The following is a 25,708-nucleotide window of genomic DNA, read 5'->3' as shown; positions in this document are numbered from 1 at the left end:
TGCTAAATGCCCCAATCATTGCATAGTAAAGAATATTAGGTGACAAGAGACGGTTACTCACGTTATTGTACGATTAAACGCAGCGTTAAACTACTTCCGGCACTTCGGAGCAGCATCACGAGATAGGTGCCGGCAGGCAAGTGACTAACATCGGTGGTAACATGATGTGTAATGCCTGCATCTACCTTTCCGTTGAATATATGTATAACTTCTTGTCCGTTCAAATCATGTAAAGATAACCGTACCTCCTCTGCCATATTTGTTTGGAAGGTAATGGTGGTTGCTCCTTTTGCCGGATTTGGATAAGCAAAAAGTGTAGCATTTGACATCAAAACAGCTTCTTCTTCATCTATCGTTTTGCCGGAGCTACAAGTTACCGTAATGCTTGCCGATGCCGTACAACCACCACTTCCGGTAACTGTTACGGTGTAAGTGCCAAACATGGCAGACGTAGCCGGATTGCGGTTTACGGTAGTTCCGGTAAAGGAGTAACTATTAGGTCCGCTCCATTGATAGCTGTTTCCGCCCGAGGCAATAAGCCAAATTCGGTTGCAATTGCTATTGTTCATGATGCTTGGAACAGGTGCGGGGTTAATTGTAACATTTCTGCTTGCGGTACTGATGCAGCCTGCTGCATTGGTAACAGTCACTATATAAGTACCTGCCACAGCAGGGTTTCGGGTCATAGCAGCACCAGTAAAGGTAAAACCGCCGGGTCCGCTCCATTGATAATTAACGCCCGATGTGGTGCAGGTAAGAGCAAGCGTATTGTTGGCACAAACGCCGGTAGCACCGGTAATGCTTGCCGTAGTAGGCGCATTGACCGAGACAGACCTGCTTGCAGTAGCCGTGCAGCCGCCGGAATTGGTGACGGTCACTTTGTACAGACCGGCCATTGCAGTGTTTGCCGGTGTTCGGGTTAGGCTGTTACTGCTGCCGGTGTTAGAAGTAAAACCATTGGGGCCACTCCACAAGTAACTGATTCCGCCTGCCGGCGCATTTATGGTCATCGTTCCTCCCGAGCAAACCGATGAAGTACCGCTTAAAGTAGCCGATGGTTGCGGGTGAACCGTTACCTGAACACTTGCCGTGCCGGTACAACTTGCTGCACCGCTCACCGTGACGGTATAAGTACCCGACATGGCAACCGTAGCATTATAGCGTACAATACTGCTGCCCGCAGCACTAAAGCCCGGTCCACTCCAGGCATAACTGTTTCCGCCAAAAGCTGTTAATGAAATAGTATTTCCGGTGCAAATTTGGGTATTTCCGCTAAGGGTGGGTGTAGTAGCACTCACCGTGACCAACCGGCTTGCGGTTTGGGTACAACCGTCTGCATTGGTAGCCGTAACCGTGTAAATACCCGACATTGCCGCAGTAGCAATAGTGATGGTAAAATATGGGCCGTTAAATGAAAAGCCATTAGGTCCCGACCATTCATAAGTTGCTGACATATTAGCACTTGCTTGCAAATTGATGTTACTGCCCACACAGGCACTTGAAGTACCGTTTATGTTCACCACCAACTGAGGCAACTGACTCACAATAACCTGAATGTTTTCCGAAGCAGTACAGCCATTGGCGCTAGTTACGGTTACGCTATAGCTACCCGAAGCACTCACTGTGCGTGGGTTGACGGTTGAGCCGTTTTCCCACAGGTACGAAACGCCACCAGTGGCGGTAATCTCCATGCTTGTAGCGGTACAGTTGCTGTTGGCATTGGTTTGTATGCCGGCAAATACAAGGCATACCACTGTATTTTCCTTTTCGTATGCACCCATATCAACCGAAGCCATAGACACTCTGGGATTACCGGTTATATCGGTGGTCATGCCTGCAGGGAGGTAGGCATCGTTGCCGGCATCAATAGCGGGGCTGCCCGCTTGTAAACGCAAGCCATCATCGGTAGTCCGGTGAGTGTTGTCGGGTCCTGTAATATTGGCTAAATCAACAAACATCGGGTTTTGCCCAAAAATATTACCGATGCCAAAATCAAAAGGATTATATGCGCCGATGCTGAATTGTAACAGGCTATGGTTAAACAATAGGATAGCCGTATTATTATTGTGGTAGTCGGCACCGGGTAAGTTGGGATTATTTCCTATTTGATTGTTCCAAAAAATGTTGTTGTCAAATTGGTGTTCACCTGCTTGGGCATTCACACCTCCACCTTCTTGTTGGGCTTTATTGTCGAAAAGGGTATTACTTACCAAACTTGATATTCCATTAACAAGATACAACCCGCCGCCTTGCATATTGGCTATATTGTTGGCAATAACATTGTTGATACAATTCAAAACATCGGCGTTGGAATAGACGGCTGCTCCAAAGTTGGCGGTATTGTTAACCATAGTATTGGCGGTAAATGTATGATTACCCGATTGCAGGTAAATTGCACCTCCGTTGTTTTGTGTTTCGTTTACCTCAAAGGTGTTGTCAACAGCTACTGTTGTTCCTCCGGTGGCAAAGTAAGCACCGCCTATGCCCAATGCGGTGTTAGTGGCTAATCTATTGCCGTTTAAAGAGTTGGAGCTTTGTTGACTGTAAATACCCCCGCCCGAATTGCCGGCATCGTTTCGCAAAAAGCTGTTATTGACAATGCTGTTTGTGCAGCCGGTGGAGTAAATACCGGCACCCCTAATTGCATCGTTGTCGGTTATCTCGTTGTTGTCAATATTGGCATTGCTTTCGTGCAGATAAATGCCTGCGCCTCGGTTGGCTTGATGAAAGTTAAAACGGTTGTTGCTTATATGCACATTGCCTCCATTTACATATACTCCACCTCCGAAGTTTTGGTGCAAGTCAAAGCCATTTAACGGAAGTATTTCGTTGCCATCGGCAATAGCACCACTTATATTAAAGCCATCTAGCGTTGTAACTGAATTAGCCGGAGTCCAATATGCGTTAGCATCTATATACACCACATGGTAAGCAGTTACCCCCGCATCCACATCGGGTTCTAAACGGGTAAGATTGTTTTGTGCATTTCGAACCCCGCCGCCGCTTGGGTATCCACCCAAAACAGTAAGGGCGGTTCTGATGTGGAAAGTAACATCTCGGGCATCTGCGGTGGAAATTTGCACTCCGGTTTTATCGGGTTGCATTTCGTAAGGCTTTCTGTTGGGTTTGTATGTGCCGGCAGCCACCAAAATACTGTCCACATCAGGGCAGTTCCACGCTACATAAAGGGCATCATTTAAGTTGTTGAAAGCCAAAACCCATGAAGCACCATTCCCACCGGTTGGTACATTGGCATCTACGTATAATACGTTTCCGCCACAAACCACCGGCGAAAATGCGCCTTCATAAGCACCCATATCCACAATACCGTCTGAAATGCGTACAGCACCGGTAATATCGGTAAGGGTACCTGCAAGAACGAGGGCATTATTGCCGCTATTCACCGCCGGACTACCTATTTGTAGTCTTAATCCGTCATCGTTGGTGCTGTGTATGCCATCGAGGCCGGCGGGGTTATTGGGGTTCACGAACATCGGGTTGACATTGACAGCACCTGAAAAGCCGCCTTGCACGATGGAGTGGGCTACAGTGGTTGTGCCTGCAATTTCTGTTCCGTTGCCCCATAATATGCTATTGTTAATGGTTGGCGTTGAGGTAGTACTATACATGGCTCCACCGCTATTTGAAGCATAGTTGCCCGAGAATGTACAGTTACCCAGTATCGGCGCACTGAAAAAGCTGTTAACCATACCGCCGCCATTCATAGCCAAATTGCCTATAAAAACAAGGTTGTTAAGTTCGGGCGAGGACATGTGGTTAAAAATCCCTCCACCTTCGTTATCACCTAAGTTTTGAACAAAGGTGTTGTTGCTCAAAATGAGGCTAGATTTGTTGTTATAGAGGCCGGCACCGTTATACGCTGCGTTGCCTGTAAAAGTACAATCGTTTACTTTGATTTCTGACCACATACAGTATAGTGCGCCGCCGCTGTTCCGGTATATGGTTTTCGTTTCAACGGCAATAGCACTCAATAAGGGTCCATCGGCATTGCCGCCGGTTATGGTAAAGCCGTCTAACAGAGTAGCCTCATCATCTTCTACCGATAGAACTACGTGATAGGCATTTTCTACATTTCCGTTAATAGTAAGGTTAAACCCGCTGCCGCTTATCAAATCGTTTCCGAGCAGGTCGCCGCTGAGTATAGTGGGGTTCAAAGCAGTGTTTCGGGTACCGCCTCCGTTGGGGAAGCCGCCGTAAATGTCTACACCGTTGGGCAGGTGGAAGGTAATATCGCGAGCATCGGGGGTGGTAGTTTCTTGTCCGTTAAGATAGGGTTTGCGGGTAGGTTTATAGATGCCTTGTGCCACGTTTATGGTGGTAACATCGGGGCAGTTGTGTGCTAAATACAAGGCTTCGTCAAGGGTTTTCAGGGCTGTTGCCCAGCTCAATCCATCGCCGCTCGCACCAATGCTTTGGTCCACATAAAGGGTGTCAATACAAGTATTTACCGTAATGTTGACAGTTGCCGAATTGGTGCAGCCGTTGCTTCCGGTTACGGTTACGGTGTAGTTGCCCGATGTGGTAAAGATGTTTATGGCATTATTGGGTGAATTTCCGCCGTTCCATAAGTACTGTATTCCACCGGTAGCGGTAAGTGTAGTTTGTCCGCTAAAGCTAAGCGTGTTTCCTGTAATGCCGGCAGTAACGGGCGTACAAACGCCGGGTATTGTGGTGACACTACCCATAAAACTATAGGTACTTGGGTCGGCATCGCAAATGCATCGGGTAAGAATGGTGATGGGGGTAGATTGGTTGTAAACGGGCAGGGTGCTTGTCCAGGTTGTGCCGTTATCTGTAGAATAATGTAAGGTGCTACCAGGCAGGCATGGATTAACCGAAGGTGCGCTAATGTTTCCGCCCGAAAGAGCGCAGTCCGTACAAGTGCTGTTGGTAATGATGGCCATACCGGCAACCGCACTTAAATCTGGGCAAACATTGGCAGTTTCATAAGCACCCATATCTACTGTGCCATACTGTATGCGGGAAGCACCGGTAATATCTGTAGTAATACCGGCCGAAATTAGGGTATTATTGCCCGAATTAATGGCAGGGCTGCTAGATTGGAGGGTTATTCCGTCATCGGCAGTGCGGTGTATGCCATCGGGTCCGGCAAGGTTAGCGGGGTTGGTAAACAAGGGGTTGGAATCGGTAGCACCTGCATAGCCACCCTGTACAATTGAGTGAGAAACAGTAGCCGGAGTCCCGCTGATTTGGGTGTTGTTGTTCCACAAGATACTATTGTAAATCGAAAGTGAGCCTGAAGTATTATACACAGCACCTCCGTTGGTAGTGGCAGTATTACCGGTTATGGTACAATTGCCAACTGTAGTATTGCCTGCATTACTGTTATAAATAGCACCGCCGTAGGTACCGGCAGTGTTGTTGCCAAAGGTACTGTTGTTGATTTTGAGTAAAACGGAAGCGTTGTTATGCAATGCGCCACCCTCAGATTGGGCATTGTTTTGCATAAAAGCACTATTGGTTATTATTGTAGGAATATCTACCGTGCCAAAAAAGGAAGATGTGGTAAACATAGCCCCACCCTTTTGCGCTCTGTTGCCCGATAAGGTGCAATTGATGATTACCGGTGCCGATAATTCTGTGCTGAATATAGCACCGCCGCTGTTGCCGCAGATATTGCCCATAAGGTTACACTGACTCAAATCGGGAGAAGAGAAGTAATTAAAAATTGCCCCGCCGTGATTGGTGGCAGCATTTCCCGATAGGGTGCTGTTTTTTAGTGAAGGATAAGCATAGAAATTGTTGTACAATGCGCCGCCATCGGTAGCACTGTTGCCCGAAAGAGTACAGTTTTGCAGTATAACCCAAGATGAGCAAGCCTGCATAGCACCACCGCCGTGTTGGTAAATATCTTTACCTTCCACGGTAATGCTGCCAGCAAATATGCCATTGGCATTCCCGCCGGTAATGGTAAATCCGTTCAAAAGAGTAGCATCAGAATCGGAAACCGATAATACCACGTGAAATACATTTTCGGCATTGCCGGTAATGCTTAGGGTACTGCCACTACCGGAAATTATATCATCGCCGTTCAGGTCGCCGCTGAGAATGGTAGGGTTAGCAACAATATTGCGAACGCCTCCGCCGGAGGGAAAACCGCCGTAAATGGCTACGTCATTGGGCAGGTGGAAAGTAAAATCGCGGTCATTGGGAGTGGTAATTTCCAGACCGTTTTGGTAGGGTTTCCGGGTGGGTTTGTAGGTGCCTTGGGCTACGTTTATGGTGTTTATTTCGGGGCAGTTGTGTGCAGCATACAATGCTTCGTCTAAGGTAGCAAAAGCCGTTGCCCAACTTGTGCCGTCTCCGCTTGTGCCTATGCTTTGATCCACAAAAACTACTGCGCCCGGGCAAATATAGTGTTCATAAGCACCCATATCCACTATACCGTTTTGTATGCGGGCAGCACCGGTAATATCAGTGGTTATGCCGGTGGGAATATGAGCGTTGTCGCCTGTGTTAATGGCCGGGCTGCCTGCTTGTAAGCGCAAACCATCATCGGCAGTGCGGCAGATGCCATCCGGCCCGGCGGGGTTGGCGGAGTTTACAAACATGGGGTTTACATCTATTGCACCCGCATAACCGCCTTGAACTATGGAGTTGGAAACATTTGCGGTAAAAGTACCAGCACTCACGATTTCAGTACCATTATTCCAAAATATGCAATTATTAAGCGTAGCGTTACTGTAATTATTTTTAAAAGCTGCCCCGCCACTATTGCTTTTATTATCTGAAAAAGTGCAATTGGTTATGGTAAATATGCTGCTATTACCTTCAGCAAAAATAGCACTACCATCCAAATCAGCTTCGTTATCGGAAAACACACTATTATTGACTATTATGTTTTTAAAAACACCACTATTAAGATATAAGGAACCGCCAAGTTTGGGTGTGTAATTCTGCTTAAAAATACAGTTGTTTAAGGTTAAATTTTCACTTGTATGGCAAATTGCCCCTCCTAGTGTTGTGGTATAGTTATCTGAAAAAATGCAGTTTTTTATTTCAGCATTAGTAACATCATTTCGAATTGATCCTCCATAAGATATATTGGGTGTTTGAATACCTGTCCATGAGCCAAGCGTACCGTTATTTATGAATTTGCTGTTATTTATTTGCTGTGAAGACTTTAAGCAGAAGATGCTACCGCCACCATAATAAGCCGAATTGCCTGAAAAAGTACAGCTATTTATTATTAAGGCTGAGTTAGAGCTTTGTAAAGCACCGCCGTATGAGGTTGTGCTTAAACATTCATTTTCCAAAAAAATACAACTATTAAGTGTTAAAGTAGATTGATTTGTGCTAATCGCTCCACCATTCTTTTGTGCAGTATTAGTTGAGAAACTACTGTTCATTATAGTAGGTGACGAGTTATTGTCATTCGAAAAAGCCCCTCCACTTACTCCAGCCGAGTTGCTGCCAAAAGTACAGTTGTTTAACTGGGGCGAAGAGTCATCGTTGCAAATAGCGCCGCCTTTTTCGGTAGCTTCATTGCTTGAAAAGAGCGTATTATTAATGATGGGCGAGGATTGCCGGTTTTGAAATGCACCGCCTTCTTTAGCTTTATTGTATGAAAAAGAACAGAAAACAAAGTTTGGCGAAGCAGATACGTTGCGGATTGCACCGCCTACATAACCGGCTTCATTCCCGTTGAAAGTGCAACTGTTGATGTTGGGAGTGGAACTGGAATTAAACATAGCACCGCCGTGGTTTACTGCTTTATTGGCTACAAATACGCAGTGCAGCAGTGAAGGGTCAGCGGTATGCTCGTTCATGATAGCACCGCCGTTGGTTGCTTCGTTTCGGTTAAATTTGCAAAGTTCTATTAAGGGGCTGGAAGTTATATTGCGCATGGCACCACCGCCATTGGCACTGTTGTTCTCAAAGGCACAATCGTTAATGTGAGGCGATGAGTGAATAAGGTAGATGCCGCCGCCGCCGGTTCTTGAAACCATTTCACCCTCTACGGTGATGTGACTTATGCCGTTTGCATTGCCGCCGGAAGTGGTAAATCCGTCTAATACAGTAGTAGTGGTATCAGATACGGAAAGGAGAATGTGGTAAGCATTTTCGGTATTACCGGTCATGCTGATGAGGGTACTTCCATTTACAGTAACCACATCGTTTCCGAGAATATCACCGCTGAGTATAGTGGGGTAACTTGCCACATCGCGGGCAGAACCGCCCATTTGAAAACCGCCGTAAATGCCTACGTTGTTAGGCAGGTGGAAGGTAATATCGCGGGCATCGGGGGTCATCATTTCCTGCCCGTTTTGATAGGGTTTCCGGGTGGGTTTGTAGGTGCCTTGGGCAACGTTTATGGTGGTTATACCGGGACAATTGTGGGCTGCAAAAAGGGCTTCGTCAAACGTTTTATAGGCGGTTGCCCAGCTTGTACCGTTGCCACTTGTGCCTACGCTTTGGTCCACATACAAGGTGGTACCGGCGGGGCATACAAAAGGAGGGCAGTTTTGAGTGATAGTGATACTGCCTTGTGCCGTACAGCCATTACCGCCGGTTACGGTAACGGTGTAAAGCCCTGCTGTATTGACCACAATACTTTGGACGGTGGCATTACCACCCATTACATTCCACTGATAAGCGGTATAACCCGAACCGGCGTTTAAGGTTACAAATTCGCCATCGGTACAGATATTCGTATTGCCCGATGTTGAAATAACCACAGGCGTACACGGCGATATGGTTTCGCAGTTATTGCCCTCATACCCGGGCGGACATTCACAGCCGCAAGTACTATCGGGATTTGATACAATTAGTCCACCGTTTTGACAACTGTGTGTATAACAGGGTATAGGCGTTTCGCAATTATTGCCGGTAAATCCGGGAGGACATTGGCAAGCACAGTTTTCGCCTGTTGCAAGTGGTATTCCCCCGTTTTGGCAGGTAACCCCTACACAAACTTCTATTTCACAATTATCGCCAATAAAGCCAGTGGGGCATTGGCAGCCACACTCTTCCCCTTCAGGAATGGGAATGCCTCCGTTTTGACAGGTATGACTGAAACAGGGAATTGGGGTTTCGCAGTTTGCACCCTCAAAACCGGGCGGGCATGTGCAGCCGCAGTTGCCACTTCCATCAGCCAAGGGTACACCACCATTTTGACAGGGGTGGTTGTAGCAGGGGTTGTAGTTCTCGCAATTTGCGCCGGAGTAACCGGGCGGGCAAACACAACCACAGTTTCCGCTACCATCAGCCAAGGGCACACCACCATTTTGACAGGGATGGTTGTAGCAGGGGTTGTAGTTCTCGCAGTTTGCGCCGGAGTAACCGGGCGGGCAAACACAACCACAGTTTCCGCTACCATCAGCAGTAGGTACACCACCATTTTGACAGGGATGGTTGTAGCAGGGGTTATAGTTCTCGCAGTTTGCACCGGAATAACCGGGCGGACAAACACAGCCACAGTTGCCGCTACCATCAGCAGTAGGTACGCCTCCGTTTTGGCAGGGGTGGTTGTAACAGGGGTTGTAGTTCTCACAATTTGCGCCGGAATAACCGGGCGGACAAACACAGCCACAGTTACCGCTACCATCGGCAGTAGGTACGCCTCCGTTTTGACAGGGGTGGTTGTAGCAGGGGTTGTAGTTCTCACAATTTGCGCTGGAGTAACCCGGTGGGCATTCGCATCCACAGTTACCGCTACCATCGGCAGTGGGTACGCCTCCGTTTTGGCAAATAAGGTTGTAGCAGGGGTTGTAGTTCTCGCAATTTGCTCCTGAGTAACCGGGCGGACATTCGCAACTGCAGTTATCGTTTTCGTCATAGGTGGCAGTACCTCCGTTAGAACAAATGAGGATGCAAGGAGGAGGACTTGTTTCATAAGCACCCAAATCAACTGTGGATTGCCGAATGCGGTTTGCCCCGATGATATCGGTAGTAATGCCGGCAGGAATAAGGCTGTTATCGCCGGCATTTAACGCAGGGCTGCCGGTTTGCAGGCGCAATCCATCATCGTTGGTGCGGTGAATGACATCGAGTCCGATTACGTTGTTGATGTCCTCAAACAAGGGGTTTTGGGCAAAGATATTGCCGGTAGCGGTTGCACCCAAATCGGCAGGATTGTAATCGGTAACGGTAAGTTGCAACAAATTGTGTTTAAAGGTATTGAAAGCAAAGTTGTTGAAGTAATCTGCACCGGGTGTGTTGGGGTTGGAATTAGTTTGGTTGTTCCAAAAAATGTTGTTATTTAAGGTATGGTTGCCGTCTTCGGTGTAAATACCGCTTCCCAAAAGTGCTGAGGTATTGCCGATTAGGGTATTATTCGCAAAAGTTGCAAAACCATTCACAAGGTACAGCCCCCCGCCTTGTATAGCGGCATTATTATTAGCAATAACATTGTTGATACAATCCAAGATATCGGCATTTGAGTAAATGGCTGCACCATTATCGGATAAATTACTGAGAAGGGAATTGGCGGTAAATGTGTGATTGCCCGATTCTAGGTAAGCTGCTCCGCCGTTGTTGAGTGCTTCATTTACCTCAAAAGTATTGTTAATAGCGATGGTAATGCCTTCGGTAGTAAAATAAGCTCCGCCTACGCCCAATGCCTTATTATGGGTAAATTTGTTGTTGGTTAAGGAATTAGTACTTTGGTGGCTGTAAATACCTCCACCGGAATGGTTGGCTTCGTTTCGCTGAATTTGATTGTTTACAATGCCGTTCAAACTGCCGGTTGTGTAAATGCCTGCCCCCCGTATTGCATCATTGTCAGTAACATCATTGTTGCATATAGTTGCATTACAATCATACAGGTATATAGCAGCACCACGATTGGCTTGGTTAAAGTTTAAGCGGTTGTTTCCGATAGATACGTTACCACCGTTTACATACACCCCGCCGCCGTAGTTTTGGTGTAGATCAAAGCCATTTATCGGATAGATATTGGGGCTTTGTGCCTCGGCACCGGTAATCACAAAGCCGTTGAGAGTGGTTACGTCAAAGGTAGGTGTCCAGTAGGAACTTGCATCTAAATATACGGCGTGGTAAACAGGAACACCATCTATATCGGGGGCAAGATAAGTCGGAAAAATAGCAGGGTCTCTGGGTCCGCCACCATTTGGGAAACCACCCAAAACGGATAGTCCGGTTCTGATGTGGAAGGTAGCATCGCGGGCATCGGATGTATTGATTTCTGAACCGGTTTTATTGGGCAGCATTTCGTATGGCTTTTTGGTAGGTTTATATACTCCGGATGCAACCAAAATGCTGTCCACATTGGGGCATTGCCAAGCTATTTCGAGGGCTTCGACAAGGGTTTTAAAGGCTGTGCCCCAAGTTTGTCCGTTACCACTTGTGGGAACAGATGCATCAACGTATAAGGTTACATAAGAAGGACAGTTTTGAGAAAGGGTACAGCCATCTGTAATTTCAATGCTTTGCGATGCAGTACAGCCGTTGCTGCCGGTAACTGTTACGGCGTATGTACCGGGAATAGATGCCATAATATAGGGGTCAGCTACGCCATTGTTCCACTCGTACATAATGCCACCCCACTCGGCAGTTAGTTCAATTTCGATTATGTCGCATGTGAGTTCGGTAGTGTTTGGGGAAGTGGTAATAGATGCGTCAGGTGACGTATTATTTAGGGAGATAGTGATGCCTGCATCTGCGGTACAGCCGTTGATATCGGTAACGGTTACGAAGTAATCGCCGGGAGTATTTACCTCTCTTATCGGGTTGTTAGAATCATCATCCCAAAGGTAACTAATGCCACCACTTGCTGTGAGATTGATACTAGTTATTGAGCAGTTAAGTTCGGCAGGATTAGGGAAGGTACTGATGTATGCAAATCCTGAGTAATTGCAATCGGGACCGTTTTCGTCAATACATGGATTTGGTAATACTACGGTATCAAGCGGTATATTTCCATCATTTAAACTATTGTGCAATTCATTGCCCGAACCGTTTGATCCGTCAAATACGATGTAGAAGTTATCTTGGGAGTTGGCGACACCCGGGCTATAGGTTACAACCACTTCGGTTCCGGCTTGAACCCAAAAATCGAAACAGGTCATTTCTGTTCCCGGTAAACGGGTAATATTTTCCAGGATATAAGTATCGTTTAACAAAATACTTATAGCGGCATCGTCCCAACCGTCATTGGTAAAATCGTAGAGGCAAATGGAATATAGACAGAAATTTCCTTCATCCTCTACCTCACCACATAGTTGAGTAATTGTTTCCCAATAGGGAGGCTCTTCGCCGAAGTTAGTTTGGAATATTGGGTCTGAATCTATGACCGGGGTTATGAAATAACCGTTTTCTGCGCCATCGGAGCCTGCTATGTATTCAACATGTACTATATCGCCGGGGTTAAGGATAAATGAGAAACAAGCCAAGCCGGTATCTTCAGTCAAAGTTAGATTAGACAACGCTAAATCATCATTTACCCAAACAAATAAGTACCCTCCATCCCAACCGTCGTTGGCATCATCGGTAAGGCAGATGTAGAATAAACAGGTATCTTCCTCAACAATGCCTACCTTTCCAATTGTTTCATCGGGCTTCAATAATCCTGTGATAGCCCACAAAAAACATAGTAACCAAATGTTTTTGACCAATCCGGTGATTGATTGTTTTGTATGATTAGTTTGAACAAAAAGACGAGGATAGGTTTTCATAATAGAACATTTTAGCGATATAACCAATGAATTGATTAGGCAAAAGTATCGCTACTCAAGAATGTGAGCAAACCAAAAAACTTCCATTTTGAAAGGTTAGCAGAGAAAATAAAGAAGCGCAAACCCTTTATTTAAAAGGATTTGCGCTCTTAGTTTTCTAACTGCCAGAATGACGTAAAGGAAAAGGAGAAAGGGTAGAAAAAAGCTGGTGATTGAAACAAAAAGGTTGTTTTGCAGTGTTGGTTTATTACAACTGCAACGGGTTAATTGGACGTTGCTTGGTGTTGTTCCTGCTCGTATCTTTCTCTGTAAACCTTCACCAAATCCCGCATAGGCACATTTTTCATCTTACTTTCTAGCCAAAATTGTAGGTTGAGTATTCGCAAGGCAACTTGCTCTTGTGGGTTGGCTTTTACGGTAATGGTAATTGCTTCGTGCAATTCGCGATACAGTTCAATGGTTTGTTTATGGTTGGGGGCATTCAGTACTTTTTTTGAAAAGTGCAAAAACAAACGTTCTACATCAAACAAGCGCTGCCGGTCGTACAAAAACCGATAGGTAGAGCGCAGGGCATATTCCAGCAGTTGCTCGTTACCTAGTTCTATATGAACGAGCAGGTTTAATATGCGTAGCGCTACGTAGTAATCGGCATAGTGGTTAGATTCTTTGATATTCAAGGCTTCATCAATTGTGGTAAGTGCTTCGTCAAACATGCTCAACATAAAATAAACCTTAGCAATGACAAATAAATCCGATGCTTGTCTAGGTAAAGCAATGTCTGTTCTTGCTTTCACTTGTGGTATGATGTTTAAGCATTTTTCGAGGTTCCATGTTCGGTAATAAGTGGTTAGTCTAAAGTATAGTACGTTGTTCCTATAAGCGTTTGCCTCCGCTTTGGTCAATTTTCCTTCTTCTTTGTCTAACACACCGCTCATTTTTTCTATGGATAATGCTAACGCTTTCCAATCGTGCAATAGCCCTAAAATGTTGATTTCAAAGTCTAAAAAAAGAATATAATCTTCGGTACGCTCTTGTAATACAAATGGTTGCGTTTCACAAAAATTGACGGCTTCTTGAACCATCATTAAGAGTTGTGCTTGATTATTATGAAAAATATTGTAGAATACATTTATATAGTAGTGAATGAGTTTGGTATTTGTGGTTAGTGCCATTTCTTTATTTTGTAGCATAGGATGTTGCATTAATGTTTCCCATGCTTCGGCTTGTTCTTGGCTTCTACCGCCCATACTCATTTTGTTTTGCAGTTTTTCTTTCACCACTTTCAGCAGTTCCAAACCTTCCCAAGTATGTTGCAGAAGGGCATGGCTTTGTTCGGCTTGTTCTGTTATATTGCCAAAATCTGTATTTCCGGTATCATATTGTCCATGAATGCAGGTAAATTGGAGGTATAAAAGGAAATATTGAATATCCCAAAGCTCTAAATAGGTTGCTTTTTTTTGGGCTGCCTCAATTTTTTTAAGGCAAATTTGCGGCAATCCTTTTTGGTAGAGCAGGTTAATTTCGCGCAATTGCTGCAACAGTTGGTCTATGTTGTTTTTACCCTCATTGCAAGCCAAAACACTATCCAAGACCATATTAAACAGGTAGTTTTTGGTAGCCGAAAAGTTTTTGACAAACTTTTCCTTAGCGAATTGTCTGAGCAGTTTATCTTCATCATATAAGGACTGTTTGTCTATGGCATCAAACAGTTTCATGTACGGATTGCTTTTGCTGTCTTTTTCGACGCTTTGTTGTTTGTAGCCGTATCGTTTAAAGTATGCCTTTTCGGAGGTGGTCATGCTTTTGATGAGTTCAAACAAGTCAGTGTTTTGCGCCATGCTTTAGATAGTTTAAATGTTGCAGCGTTCTTTATAGCCAATAGACTTTGGTGAAAATTATAACTGAAACAAGCTAAAATTGAACAGAATAAACCCTTACACCTTTTATAGGGTATTGTGCAAAGGTCTTGCAAAATAAGCGAAATTAACCTCCAATACCAAACAAAACTGGCACAACCTTACATTATTGGGCAAGATTGCCCGTTCAATTTGCCTATGTTTACCCTTTCGACTGAGACTTCCAAAGACTAGACAAATAATTCATTTCTGATTCACTCTAAACACAACAAAACAACCTATCAACCATAAGCTCCTCAGTCATTTATTTTGAAAAATTTTTCGTATTTGTCCAAGGTCTAAATGAGGATACTGTTGCAAATTATCCATCAAGATTTCTTACAACACCATTACACTGATATTCCCCGTACCCGATGCACTCCATTGCACCTGTATAGTCGGAGTGCCTTGCCCGCTGATGATTACCCCGCTGCTCACCGTCCATAGATAAGTTGCGCCGGCAATGGGTGGGGTGGAGTAGGTAAAATATCCGTTGATACAAGCCGTTGCTGTGCCGCTGATTACGGGAGCAGTGCCCGATATGGCATTGGACAATTGATTGAGGTAGCACTCCAAATTAGTATAGCCCGCCATTCCCGTAAGGGCAACCGACAGATTTGTGCCGTTGTGGTCGGGAACACTTAGGTTGAGACCGTTTGCGGTTTCCCATACATCGGGCATTCCGTCGTTGTCTGTATCTAACGGGGCGATGGGTGGTGAGGTAAAATCGAGGAGAAAGGCATCGTTGTAATAGTCAATGCCATTCACTGAGTTTGTCGCGATGATGCCGTTGACGAGTGGTTGCAACAATCGCCTGTCCATCTGATTTCGGCGGTCGGAACTAAAATTGTTGAATGCCCCCACATTACAAGCGAGGTAGTTGAGCAGTTCAGAAGTGGGCGTATAGCTGATACCGGGATAGTTCATCCGAGTGAGCAACAAGGTGGCAATGCCCAAATCGGTATTGGGGTGATAGAGATTAAAGTCGTTGCAACAATAAAACAACCCATAATCCGACAGGGTGGGATAGAGGTTGAAGGTATTGCCGCTGCTGAATAGTTGGTTTCCGGCTACGGATAAAAAGTTGTGGTTAAACATCGGGCCACCGTAACTGTTTCGGGCGACAGTATGGTTATTGATAAAGTTGATGCGCACTTGATGATCCGGAGCATCGGGATTAGACGGCGACATGCCCGGGTTGTACCATATTTGAATAGGCATATCCCAAAACACATTGTTCGAGAGTTCTGTGTGTTGGGGGTTCAGCAAGCAGTCTTGGTCGGCAGGTGCTTCGGCACTGATTTCACAACTCATTTCGGGCATTCGTCCTCCTATGCGATTCCAAAGGCAGTGATGAATGGTAATGCTGTCTAACCGATGATTGCTGACCGAATAATTCATCAGCATCCCGCCGAGGGGATAGTGATCACCAAGGGTTTCGGCAAGCATACTGTTTTGGATGGTAATGTTGGAAGAGCGCGAAATCTGTACTGCCTCGTCGGTCGCATTAGCCAATGAGCAATGATCAATCACCACCCTGTGGGCAGCATCCAACCGCAAAGCATCGTCCAAAATCCAACCTGTTCCGGGTCTGACGGTTGCGGTATTTGGGCGCGAGGTCAGGTGACGGATAATGATGTTTCGGGCGCTTCCTTCCGGTTCGTACCAGTCGTCTGCCACAATGCCCCGAACAATGATGCCTCCGGGCGAGGTTTGCCCTGCTAAGTAGCAATCTCCATACAAGATTTCTGCTGCACAATCTATAATGCCGCTTACTTTAAAAAGGATGTACTTAGGGCCGGGAACAGACAATGCCGCATTGAGCGAACCCGCCCCCGAACAATTCAGGTTGGTTACATAGATTACTTGTCCACCGCGTCCGCCGGAGGTCTGTAATGCGCCAAACCCCTGTGCTTCGGGAAACGCAGGTATTTGTGCCATGGCAGTTGCTATTCCAAAGATGTCAAAAGCGAGGAGTATCAACAAAGCGAAGGTGCATTTTTTCATTGTGGTTTCGGGTTTGTTTATTAGGGCTAATGCTTTATGCGAGCAATATTAGTGGTTAATATTGACATTACAGCAAGATGGCGTGCGAAACCGTTTAACAAACCCCCTATCCGTATTCCTGCTAAACGCCCCCGTTTTTTTTCAAAGACTATTATATCCGTCAGAGCAGGTGAAGCATTGATTTGACTGCAAATTGACTATCGGGCAATTCTATCAAATATTGAGCGAAGGAGTTATCTTGTTGGCAAATTAAGCGCAATGTTTGATAAATTAACAGTGATTGAATTAGCCGGAGTTTTGGCCGGACCTGCTGTCGGTATGTTTTTTGCCGAATTGGGAGCAAAGGTGGTGAAAATCGAAAACAAAAACGGAACAGGTGATATTACCCGTACATGGAGACTGCCTCAGGAGCCAACCGACAACCTGTCGGCCTATTATTGCAGCGTAAACTGGAACAAAGAAATACAATTTGTTGACTATAATATCCCTGATGATCGCAACAAAGTGTATGAACTCCTGAAAAAGGCCGATTTGGTCATTACCAACTTCAAATCGGGCGATGATCTAAAATTCGGAATGGATTATCGAACACTGCAACAACTAAACCCCCAACTCATTTATGGACAACTCACTGCATTTGGTCCAATGTCTGACCGGGTGGGTTTTGATGTCGTGCTTCAGGCAGAATCGGGTTTTATGTTTATGAACGGAACCCCGCAGAGCGGACCCTTAAAAATGCCGGTAGCCTTGATTGATGTGTTGGCAGCTCACCAACTCAAACAGGGTATTTTGGCAGCACTATGGCAGCGCCAACAAACAAATAAGGGCTGTCTGGTTCAGGTTTCATTGTTTGATGCTGCTGTTTCGGCATTGGCCAATCAGGCCACCAACTGGCTGATGTGCGGACATATTCCCCAGCCCATGGGAACGCTTCACCCCAACATTGCACCTTATGGCGAAGTGTTTTCCTGTGCAGACGGAAAAAGCATTGTTTTGGCAGTTGGAAGCGACAAGCAGTTTACCGCATTGTGCCACATACTCCAACTACCGAAAATACCTGCCGATGAGCGGTATAGCACCAACGAACAACGGGTAAAAAACAGGCAGTCACTGCAAACAGTACTGGAAAATGAAATCGGGCAGTTTCCCAACCGCGATAGTTTGCTGGATGAACTCATCCGGCAACAAGTGCCGGCTGGCGCAATTCGGAATCTGGCCGAAGTCTTTGCCTTACCTGAAGCTCAGGCACTTGTTCTTACTGAGCAAATGCCCACAGGTCAAAACACAAAACGGGTGAAAACGGCGGTGTTTGAGATGAAGACTTAACAAAACCCGTAAACCCAAAATTGTCATCTCCCCTTTGTTATTAGGGTTGTTGTAAGTAGTTAATCCTGCTAAATTGAGGACATATTCCTCATTGTTTTGTGTAAAACAAAAAACAGTTTACATTTGACCCAAACTATCAAATACGGTAAACATGGCAACATCAGGATCCCGAATGCCCGGCGGCATACCTTATATAATAGGCAATGAGTTTGCTGAGCGCTTCAGCTATTATGGAATGAAAGCCATATTGGTGGTATTTATGACTCAATATTTAACCAACTCAAGCGGTCAGGCAGATTATATGAACGAAACAGATGCTAAATACTATTACCATCTGTTTGGCGCTGCCAACTATGCCTTTCCGTTGCTTGGGGCTATTCTGGCCGATGTTTTCTGGGGAAAATACCGCACCATCATATTGTTGTCATTGGTCTATTGCTTAGGGCATTTGTTTTTAGCTGTTGACGATACCCGTATTGGTCTGTTTTTCGGATTGATGTTTATTGCTATCGGTTCGGGTGGGATTAAACCTTGTGTATCTGCCAATGTGGGCGATCAGTTTTCCGAAAAAAATAAAGACCTGCTCGATAAAATATTCGGCTACTTCTATATTTCCATCAACCTCGGAGCATTTCTGTCCATGATGCTGACCCCTCTTTTGCTCTATAAATTCGGACCAAGTATTGCATTTGGTGTGCCGGGAGTATTGATGTTTATTGCAACCCTTGTGTTTTGGTTAGGTCGAAATCGTTTTATCAGAGTGCCTCCGGTTGGAGTAAAAAAATATTTGGAAGCTCTCCGAAGCCCGCAAGGGATAAAAGCGATGGTTAATTTGATTCCTATTTACGCTTTTGTTGCCGTTTTCTGGTCTTTATTTGAACAAACCGGTTCATCGTGGCTGCTTCAGGCTCAAAAAATGAACCTCAATGTCAATCTCGGATTTGCCGAATTTAAATTGTTGGCTTCCCAAATTCAATCAGTCAACTCCCTGTTTATTTTATTTTTTGTGCCGCTGTTTGCTTTTGTGATTTATCCTTTTCTGGGTCGTTTTTTCAAACTGTCCGGTTTGCGCAAAGTAACGATCGGTATCGTATTATCTGCACTTTCATTTGTGATTTGCGCTTATGTCCAAACATTGATAGATGCCGGACATTCTCCTTCTATTTTATATCAACTGTTCGCATTTGTTCTGCTCACCGCAGCCGAGGTAATGGTGTCTGTTACTACACTGGAGTTTGCTTATACACAAGCTCCCAATCAACTCAAATCGTTTGTGATGAGTTTTTACCTGCTCTCTGTTTCAGCCGGCAATTTGATTGCCGCTTTCGTCAACGGATATATCCAAAATCCTGACGGCTCCCACAAATTTGATGATGTTACCTACTTCCTGTTTTTTGTTGGGCTTGCACTACTTTCGGCTATCGCAATTTTTATCTACTCCATGATTTATAAAGAAGAAATCTATCTGCAAAAAGTCGAAGACGTAAAGGGAGAAGAAGCAGCTCTTGGAGGGTAAACTATAATCCACGCATTTGGATTAGCAAAAACGTTCAGCATTACAAACAACAACAAAATCAAAGTTTTTCAACCGTTATACATTCGGTTGGCGACTCACTTTTTTTCGGTTCCTTTCCGAACCGTAGGTTTTTGAGTTTGTTGAAATACCAGTTATAAATGTATTTTACTCCATCAATGAATAGAGAACATCTCGGAACTCTCCTCCTCAGATGGGTTTGATGAGGGTTATTATTGAATGTATAGGGGTGTATCGGTTTAAAACGGTAAACTTACTGCATAGTGGAAGAATATAACCGCCTTTTATTGTAATTTTGACTGATAATCTTTCAGTCAAACTGCATTGTTTCAGAACTTGTTTTATTTTGACCTCTTTTTAAAAATTCAATGCGTGCATACATTATTTGTACACTCTAATCTATAATACAGTTGCTATGAAATCATCCACAGTACTCTTGTTTTTACTGAGTTTGCTTTTTTGCCGGACATTAAATGCTCAGCCTTACTCTGTTGGCACAACTACCATAACATTTTTTGATGCCTCCCGAAACCGGAATGTTCCGGCCGATATAAAATATCCTGCAAACAGTGCCGGTGCTGATGTGGCTGTCGCCGCGGGGCAGTTTCCAACTGTTGTTTTCGGACATGGTTTTCAGATTGAGGTGGGCGGGTACCCCCATATTTGGAATACCTTAGTGCCTTTAGGGTATATCGTGGTGATGTGCAATACCGAAACCTCTTTATCACCGAATCATCCTACATTCGCTGCCGATTTATCTTTTTTGGTAAATGCTATGCTGACGGAAAACACAACAGGAACATCTCTGTTTTTCAGTAAAGTAGCTCCAAAAGCTGCTGTGATGGGACACTCAATGGGAGGTGGGGCAGCTCATATTGCCGCATCGTTAGGCAACCCCAATATAACTACATTGGTCAGTCTTGCAGCAGCAGAAACGTCCGGAGTTTCGGCAATCGGAGTATCAAGTTCTATAACCATCCCTTCTCTCGTCATTGCCGGCACACAGGATTGCGTTACACCTCCCGGCACAAATCAGATACCGATGTACCAAAATCTGGCCTCTTCCTGCAAAGTGTATTACGAAATTACGGGCGGTTCACATTGTCAGTTTACCAACGGAATTGGCGTTGCATTCCTATGCTATTTCGGCGAAATTATCAGTTGCAGTGGAAGCTCTACTGTTTCTCTTTCCATTCAGCATCAAAAAATGTTCGATGCCATGATACCCTGGCTCAATACTTATTTGAAAGGCAACTGCTCATCCTGGACATCCGACTTCCAGACATTGCTCAATACAGGAACCGGCTTTACCTATCAGATAGCAGATGCCGGTTGCAGTGCTAATCTTCTGCAAGCCTACGCCGGCGAAGACCAAACTGTTTGTGCGGGAACTACTGTTACGCTTTCAGCATCCGGAGGAACTTCGTATGCCTGGAACACCGGACAAAACGGCCAAACGATACAGGTATCCCCTTTACAAACCACACTGTACAAAGTTACTGTGTCAAATGCTTTAGGGTGCAGTGCAAGCGATCAGATTCAGGTTTTTATTACTCCCGGACCTTCCGCCAATGCAGGCAATGACCAAACTATCTGCGCCGGACAACCGGCCAATCTGGTAGCAACCGGCGGCACAAGCTATTCGTGGAGTAACGGCGCTTCCGGTTCTTCAATAGTCGTCAATCCTTCGACTACTACAACCTATACCGTAACTGTATCAGATGCTTCCGGTTGTACAGCTACAGATACAGTTACAATCACTGTCAATACCTGTAGTTCCGGCGTGGTAGTATCGGTGCAGTTGATGCTACAAGGGCCTTTTAACTCTGCAACCCAATTGATGAATACCACGTTGCGAAGTTTAGGAGCAATACCGGCTTCCCAACCCTATAACGTTCTGCCCTGGTTATATACAGGAACCGAAAATGTAGGCAGTCCCCAAAATTTTCCTTCTGATATAGTGGATTGGGTGCTTTTGGAAGCCCGAAATCCGGCTACAGGTTTGATTATAGAGCGAAGAGCCGGGCTTTTAAGGGCTAACGGGCAGGTTATAGATGCCGATTTGATTACCTCTAACGGGGTGAGATTTAGTACTTTGGCTGAAAACGGGGAATATTTCTTTATAGTCAGGCACAGAAACCACCTGGCTGTCATGAACCGGCAACCCACATTAGTACCTAATACCGCATCACCTTTAGACTTCAGAGTATCGGGAAATGAGATGGGCAGCAATCAGATGGTCTTGCTCAGCGGGGCGATTTTTGGTTTGTTTGCAGGAGATGCCAATGCCAACGGAGTAATCAATATCCATGACTTTAACTATTTTTTCCTTTACAATGGCAATCCCGGTCAATATCTTCCGGGCGATTTTAATTTAGACGGAACTGTCAATTCGGGCGATTATCAGATTTACCGACCGAATGCCAAAGTTATCGGAATTAACGATATCAGGCAATAAGCCACCATTCTTCCTCACTATTCTGCCATTCGCAAATAATCAGGCGAGTGGGTGCTCCGACATTGCCGGTTTATTGGGCGAAGCAACCCCGTATTTGTGCAGTTATGGCTAAACAGTTGGTCATGTCGGCACTAATTCACGTCCGGATTGAATAATTCTATGAAAAAAAAAGACATGGTTTGAAACCATTTTACCCCCTGTTCGTAAAAGAGGATGTAACCACTTGTTTACCGCTCAACTACTTGGGGTTCAGGACTTTAATTCAAAACAGGTTTTGAACTTATTATTACCATCAAAAATTTTTCTCTTAATAGAGGGATTAGTAAGGGTGTAGCCTCCTTGAAACACAGGGAGGCTTTTTTGTTTTAGATAGTTTTAAAAACTGTTTGCTCTATGCGGTAAAAAGTTTAGCTATTTTTGAATACTGTAGCGCTAACGATTAAAGAGCGATTGATGGTAAGAACATGAATATCCGGATAAGATATTGAATGAAGTTAAACGGGTTAGAAATGAAACATGAATGAAACAAATCTTCAAAGAAGTTGGTTAAATGATTAACTGTTGCTAACTTTGCACCGCCTTAGCAAAAAGCTATAAATTCGGGATGTAGCTCAGTTGGTAGAGTACACGTCTGGGGGGCGTGTGGTCGCTGGTTCAAGTCCAGTCATCCCGACCAATAAACAAAGGGTTTCAGAAATTTTAAACTGAAACCCTTTTTCTATTTGCATACGATTTACCTAACTACTCCTTCACAAAAAAATATTTACTAGCTAATTGCATCCATTCTTTTTAGTGGTATGGTATGCATTCACAACGGTAACGGGCATCCATTAGCTTGCATGATTCAAATTTTAATGTGTTTTATATCCATCTGAAATTTTATTGAGCCGGTTTGTTAAAGTAATATATTTATTACCTTTGCATTAATGAAAAGCAGCGAACTTTTGCGGTTAATGAAAAAAGACGGGTGGTACGAAATAAGGCAAAAAGGCAGCCATGCTATAATGAAACACCCCACTAAGCTTAACATTATACCCGTTCCGTTCCATGCTTCCAAAGAAATGAAAAAAGGAACTTTGCAAGCCATTTTGAAACTTGCAGAAATAGAAACCAATAAAAGGTAGAAGAAATGGAAACTGTAAAAAAGAAACCAAAAATTAAACTTAAAATAATCAAAGAAGATTTGGGTTATACTGCTTTGGGTCAATGGAGAAACCGAAGCCTTGTAACTTGTGGGGATAATTGGGATGAGCTCCGGCAAATGATAATTGAAATGCTTAACCTTGCTTTTGAAGATTTGGGCTACACCTACATTATTGACGAAATCCAATTTGAATTTGACTTGGAAAGTTTCTTTGATTTTTATAAGGTAATCAATGCAAAGGCACTTTCTGAACGTATTGGAATGAGTCAAAGCCTTTTAGCTCAATACATCAATGGGAACAAAAAACCCTCCGCACTCCAAACCAAACGCATTTTGCTGGGCGTTCAGCAATTAGGACGTGAACTGGCTGAAGTCAGGTTTTTGCTTTAGCGTATATTTAATTGCGTTCTTTTTAACATTTCGTCTGTTTTTTATACCCAGATTCTTTTGCGGTTACTTCGCTGCAATCATCTCTACTGCTTCGGCAACAGTTACATCGTGTTGTTCGCCGGTGATCATGTTTTTTACTGCCACCCTTCCTGAAGTTATTTCGGTTTCTCCGCAAAAGACCACGAACGGAATTTGTTTGTTGTTGGCATAGTCCATCTGTTTTTTAATTTTTGCCGGCTCGGGATAAATCTCTGCCGGAATGTTTTGGCTTCTGAATCTTTGAAGGGTCTTGAATGCATATTGTTCCAGCAATTCTCCAAAGTTGACAAACATAGCTCCTGACTTTGACAGTTAAATGAGATAACCCGTTAATAATCAATGATAATAAGAAATAAGAAACCGCAATTGTAGTGGCAACTTTTTTTCTTAGGCTATTGTTTTTAAGACAATATGCTTACATTTGCGGTATGTTTGTAAAAGCCACTAAATCTAAAAACCATACGTATATTCAGTTAGTGGAATCTTTTCGTGAAGGAAAGACTACCAAGCACAAGGTAATTGCCAACTTTGGTCGCCTTGACCAGTTGCGTGATTCAGGATTCCTACTATCAGTTGGGCAGAAATTGCTGTCATTGAATAACACGCCTTGCATTGGGGCAGAGAATTTGCAGGAAACTGCACGCTTCTGTTATGGTCATTTGGTCTATAAAAAAGTATGGGAGCAACTTGGCATCGGAGAAATTATCAAAAAATGTGCTAAGGGAACAAGGATAAAGTTCGATATAGAAGAGGTGATTTTCTATTGTGTGATTCATCGTCTGTTGAAAAGCAAATCAAAACATCAAGCATTTAAAGATCAGAAATTGTTTTATGGGCAGGAAACATAATTGGGTTGCAAGAAATTTACCGAAGTTTAGATTTTTTGTGTGATAAAAAGCAGGCAATTGAGACACAACTGTTTTACCATAAAAAAGGCGTTTATGCTAAGCCCATCAGAAGTTGCTTTTTATGATGTAACGAATTATCACTTTGAGACAAACAGAGCAGATGCTTTACGCGAATTTGGGTTTAGCAAAGCTGGAAAGTTTAATGAAGTACAAGTGGTGATGGGCTTATTTATAGATAGCACAGGCAGACCGATAGGCTACGATCTTTTTCCGGGTAATACTTTTGATGGTCAGACGATGGTAGATGCGCTGAAAATGTTAGAAAAGCAGTTTAATATAAGAAAAGTCATTGTAGTAGCCGACAAAGGTCTCAACTCGAAAGAAAATTTTAATTTAATACGTCAAGCGGGCTATGACTACATTGTTAGTGCCCGCTTAAAATCGATGCCCCAAAAGTTGGTACAAAAGATTTTGGCAACCAATGATATGGAGACAAAGACTGTGTGCGAGGATACGGGTGAAGTAACATTTAGCTGGAAAGTGTTGGATTACGAAACAACCTACAGCGATGCCAATACAAAGAAACAAAAATTGCAAGATAAACTCCTAATTACTTGGAGTGCCAAAAGGGCAGCCAAAGACGCAAGAGACAGGGAAAGACAAATACAAAAAGCAAAAGTCAAATTAGACAACGGAGCGGACTTGCAAAACAAAAAGGGGGCTAACCGATTCCTGAAAATGGCGGAGAGTACCAATACAAAAGCTGCTGAAATAGACCAAGAACGAATAGATGAAGATGCAAAATGGGATGGTTACTACGGCATACAGTATAGTAAAACGGATATGACGAACGAAGAAGTCTTGGCAAACTACCATCAATTATGGAAAATAGAAGAAAGTTTCCGGGTATTGAAGACCACCCTATCCACTCGACCAATTTTTCATTGGACACCCAAAAGGATAAAAGGACATTTCATGACCTGTTTTTTAGCATTCATGCTCGAACGGACGGTGGAACTAACCCTAAAGTTTGCAAACATCAACTTAAGTCCATGCAGTATTAAAGAAGAACTCAATCAAATGCAATTGTCTGAACTAACAATTGATGATAAAAAGTACTTGCTGAAAGGTGCTGACACAGCATTAACCAACAAAATCCTTTCGGCATTTCGTATCCCTCCGTTCAAAGACTTAGCTCCAGCGAACTAAATAACCCGTTTTGTAGTGGCAACTATGCCATTTTGAGGAAACTTAACTCGCTGATTATCAATGGTTTGTGAAATTTAACTGTCAAAGTCAGGAAAAAATATTTACTAGCTAATTGCATCCATTCTTTTTAGTGGTATGGTATGCATTCACAACGGTAACGGGCATCCATTAGCTTGCATGA

Annotated in this window: 11 protein-coding genes and 1 tRNA gene; 8 read left to right on the top strand and 4 right to left on the bottom strand. The window is 44.1% G+C overall.

The window, feature by feature from the left end; translation table 11 throughout:
• Positions 1-62: 62 nt before the first annotated feature.
• From IPM47_06460 to IPM47_06450, 3 genes are all read right to left on the bottom strand, one after another.
• Complete coding sequence (locus IPM47_06460; GenBank protein ID QQS30571.1) at positions 63-12,677, bottom strand: right-handed parallel beta-helix repeat-containing protein; 12,615 nt, start codon at positions 12,675-12,677, stop codon at positions 63-65.
• A 263-nt stretch (positions 12,678-12,940) separates the two neighbouring features.
• Complete coding sequence (locus IPM47_06455; GenBank protein QQS30570.1) at positions 12,941-14,515, bottom strand: hypothetical protein; 1,575 nt, start codon at positions 14,513-14,515, stop codon at positions 12,941-12,943.
• A 396-nt stretch (positions 14,516-14,911) separates the two neighbouring features.
• Complete coding sequence (locus tag IPM47_06450; GenBank protein ID QQS30569.1) at positions 14,912-16,579, bottom strand: hypothetical protein; 1,668 nt, start codon at positions 16,577-16,579, stop codon at positions 14,912-14,914.
• A gap of 258 nt (positions 16,580-16,837) precedes the next feature.
• Here IPM47_06450 and IPM47_06445 point away from each other — a divergent pair, with 258 nt between their 5' ends.
• The 6 genes from IPM47_06445 (at position 16,838) to IPM47_06420 (ending at position 23,431) form a co-directional block, all read left to right on the top strand.
• Complete coding sequence (locus IPM47_06445) at positions 16,838-17,905, top strand: CoA transferase (protein ID QQS30568.1); 1,068 nt, start codon at positions 16,838-16,840, stop codon at positions 17,903-17,905.
• 151 nt (positions 17,906-18,056) lie between these two features.
• Entirely contained in the window at positions 18,057-19,421 is a 1,365-nt protein-coding gene (locus IPM47_06440; protein ID QQS30567.1) for a POT family MFS transporter, read from the top strand.
• A gap of 433 nt (positions 19,422-19,854) precedes the next feature.
• Positions 19,855-21,897, top strand: coding sequence for a hypothetical protein (locus IPM47_06435; GenBank protein QQS30566.1), 2,043 nt, complete (start codon positions 19,855-19,857; stop codon positions 21,895-21,897).
• A 600-nt stretch (positions 21,898-22,497) separates the two neighbouring features.
• Positions 22,498-22,573 (top strand) — tRNA-Pro (locus tag IPM47_06430).
• A 250-nt stretch (positions 22,574-22,823) separates the two neighbouring features.
• Positions 22,824-23,021, top strand: a complete 198-nt coding sequence (locus IPM47_06425; protein ID QQS30565.1) for a type II toxin-antitoxin system HicA family toxin — start codon at positions 22,824-22,826, stop codon at positions 23,019-23,021.
• Positions 23,022-23,026: 5 nt separating this feature from the next.
• The gene (locus IPM47_06420; protein QQS30564.1) at positions 23,027-23,431 is read left to right on the top strand and encodes a helix-turn-helix transcriptional regulator; all 405 of its coding nucleotides are present in this window, start codon (positions 23,027-23,029) and stop codon (positions 23,429-23,431) included.
• 63 nt (positions 23,432-23,494) lie between these two features.
• On the opposite strand, the gene IPM47_06415 is transcribed toward IPM47_06420, so the two are convergent.
• Positions 23,495-23,764: a hypothetical protein gene (locus tag IPM47_06415; protein ID QQS30563.1), complete on the bottom strand. Its 270-nt coding sequence runs from the start codon at positions 23,762-23,764 to the stop codon at positions 23,495-23,497.
• A gap of 77 nt (positions 23,765-23,841) precedes the next feature.
• On the opposite strand from IPM47_06415, the gene IPM47_06410 reads away from it, so the two are divergent.
• Together IPM47_06410 and IPM47_06405 are read left to right on the top strand one after the other, a co-directional pair.
• Positions 23,842-24,318: a hypothetical protein gene (locus IPM47_06410; protein QQS30562.1), complete on the top strand. Its 477-nt coding sequence runs from the start codon at positions 23,842-23,844 to the stop codon at positions 24,316-24,318.
• Positions 24,319-24,411: 93 nt separating this feature from the next.
• On the top strand, positions 24,412-25,527 hold the full coding sequence (locus tag IPM47_06405; protein ID QQS30561.1) for an IS1634 family transposase: 1,116 nt from the start codon (positions 24,412-24,414) through the stop codon (positions 25,525-25,527).
• Positions 25,528-25,708 lie beyond the last annotated feature (181 nt).

Source organism: Sphingobacteriales bacterium (assembly GCA_016700115.1).
Classification (GTDB): domain Bacteria; phylum Bacteroidota; class Bacteroidia; order Chitinophagales; family UBA2359; genus UBA2359.
This window is presented reverse-complemented; position numbering and strand designations above follow the sequence as displayed.

Coding starts and splice junctions, on each gene's coding strand:
- IPM47_06460 (QQS30571.1), bottom strand. CDS start 12,677: ATGAAAACCTATCCTCGTCTTTTTGTTCAAACTAATCATACAAAACAA.
- IPM47_06445 (QQS30568.1), top strand. CDS start 16,838: ATGTTTGATAAATTAACAGTGATTGAATTAGCCGGAGTTTTGGCCGGA.
- IPM47_06405 (QQS30561.1), top strand. CDS start 24,412: ATGCTAAGCCCATCAGAAGTTGCTTTTTATGATGTAACGAATTATCAC.
- IPM47_06440 (QQS30567.1), top strand. CDS start 18,057: ATGGCAACATCAGGATCCCGAATGCCCGGCGGCATACCTTATATAATA.
- IPM47_06455 (QQS30570.1), bottom strand. CDS start 14,515: ATGGCGCAAAACACTGACTTGTTTGAACTCATCAAAAGCATGACCACC.
- IPM47_06450 (QQS30569.1), bottom strand. CDS start 16,579: ATGAAAAAATGCACCTTCGCTTTGTTGATACTCCTCGCTTTTGACATC.
- IPM47_06420 (QQS30564.1), top strand. CDS start 23,027: ATGGAAACTGTAAAAAAGAAACCAAAAATTAAACTTAAAATAATCAAA.
- IPM47_06425 (QQS30565.1), top strand. CDS start 22,824: ATGAAAAGCAGCGAACTTTTGCGGTTAATGAAAAAAGACGGGTGGTAC.
- IPM47_06415 (QQS30563.1), bottom strand. CDS start 23,764: ATGTTTGTCAACTTTGGAGAATTGCTGGAACAATATGCATTCAAGACC.
- IPM47_06435 (QQS30566.1), top strand. CDS start 19,855: ATGAAATCATCCACAGTACTCTTGTTTTTACTGAGTTTGCTTTTTTGC.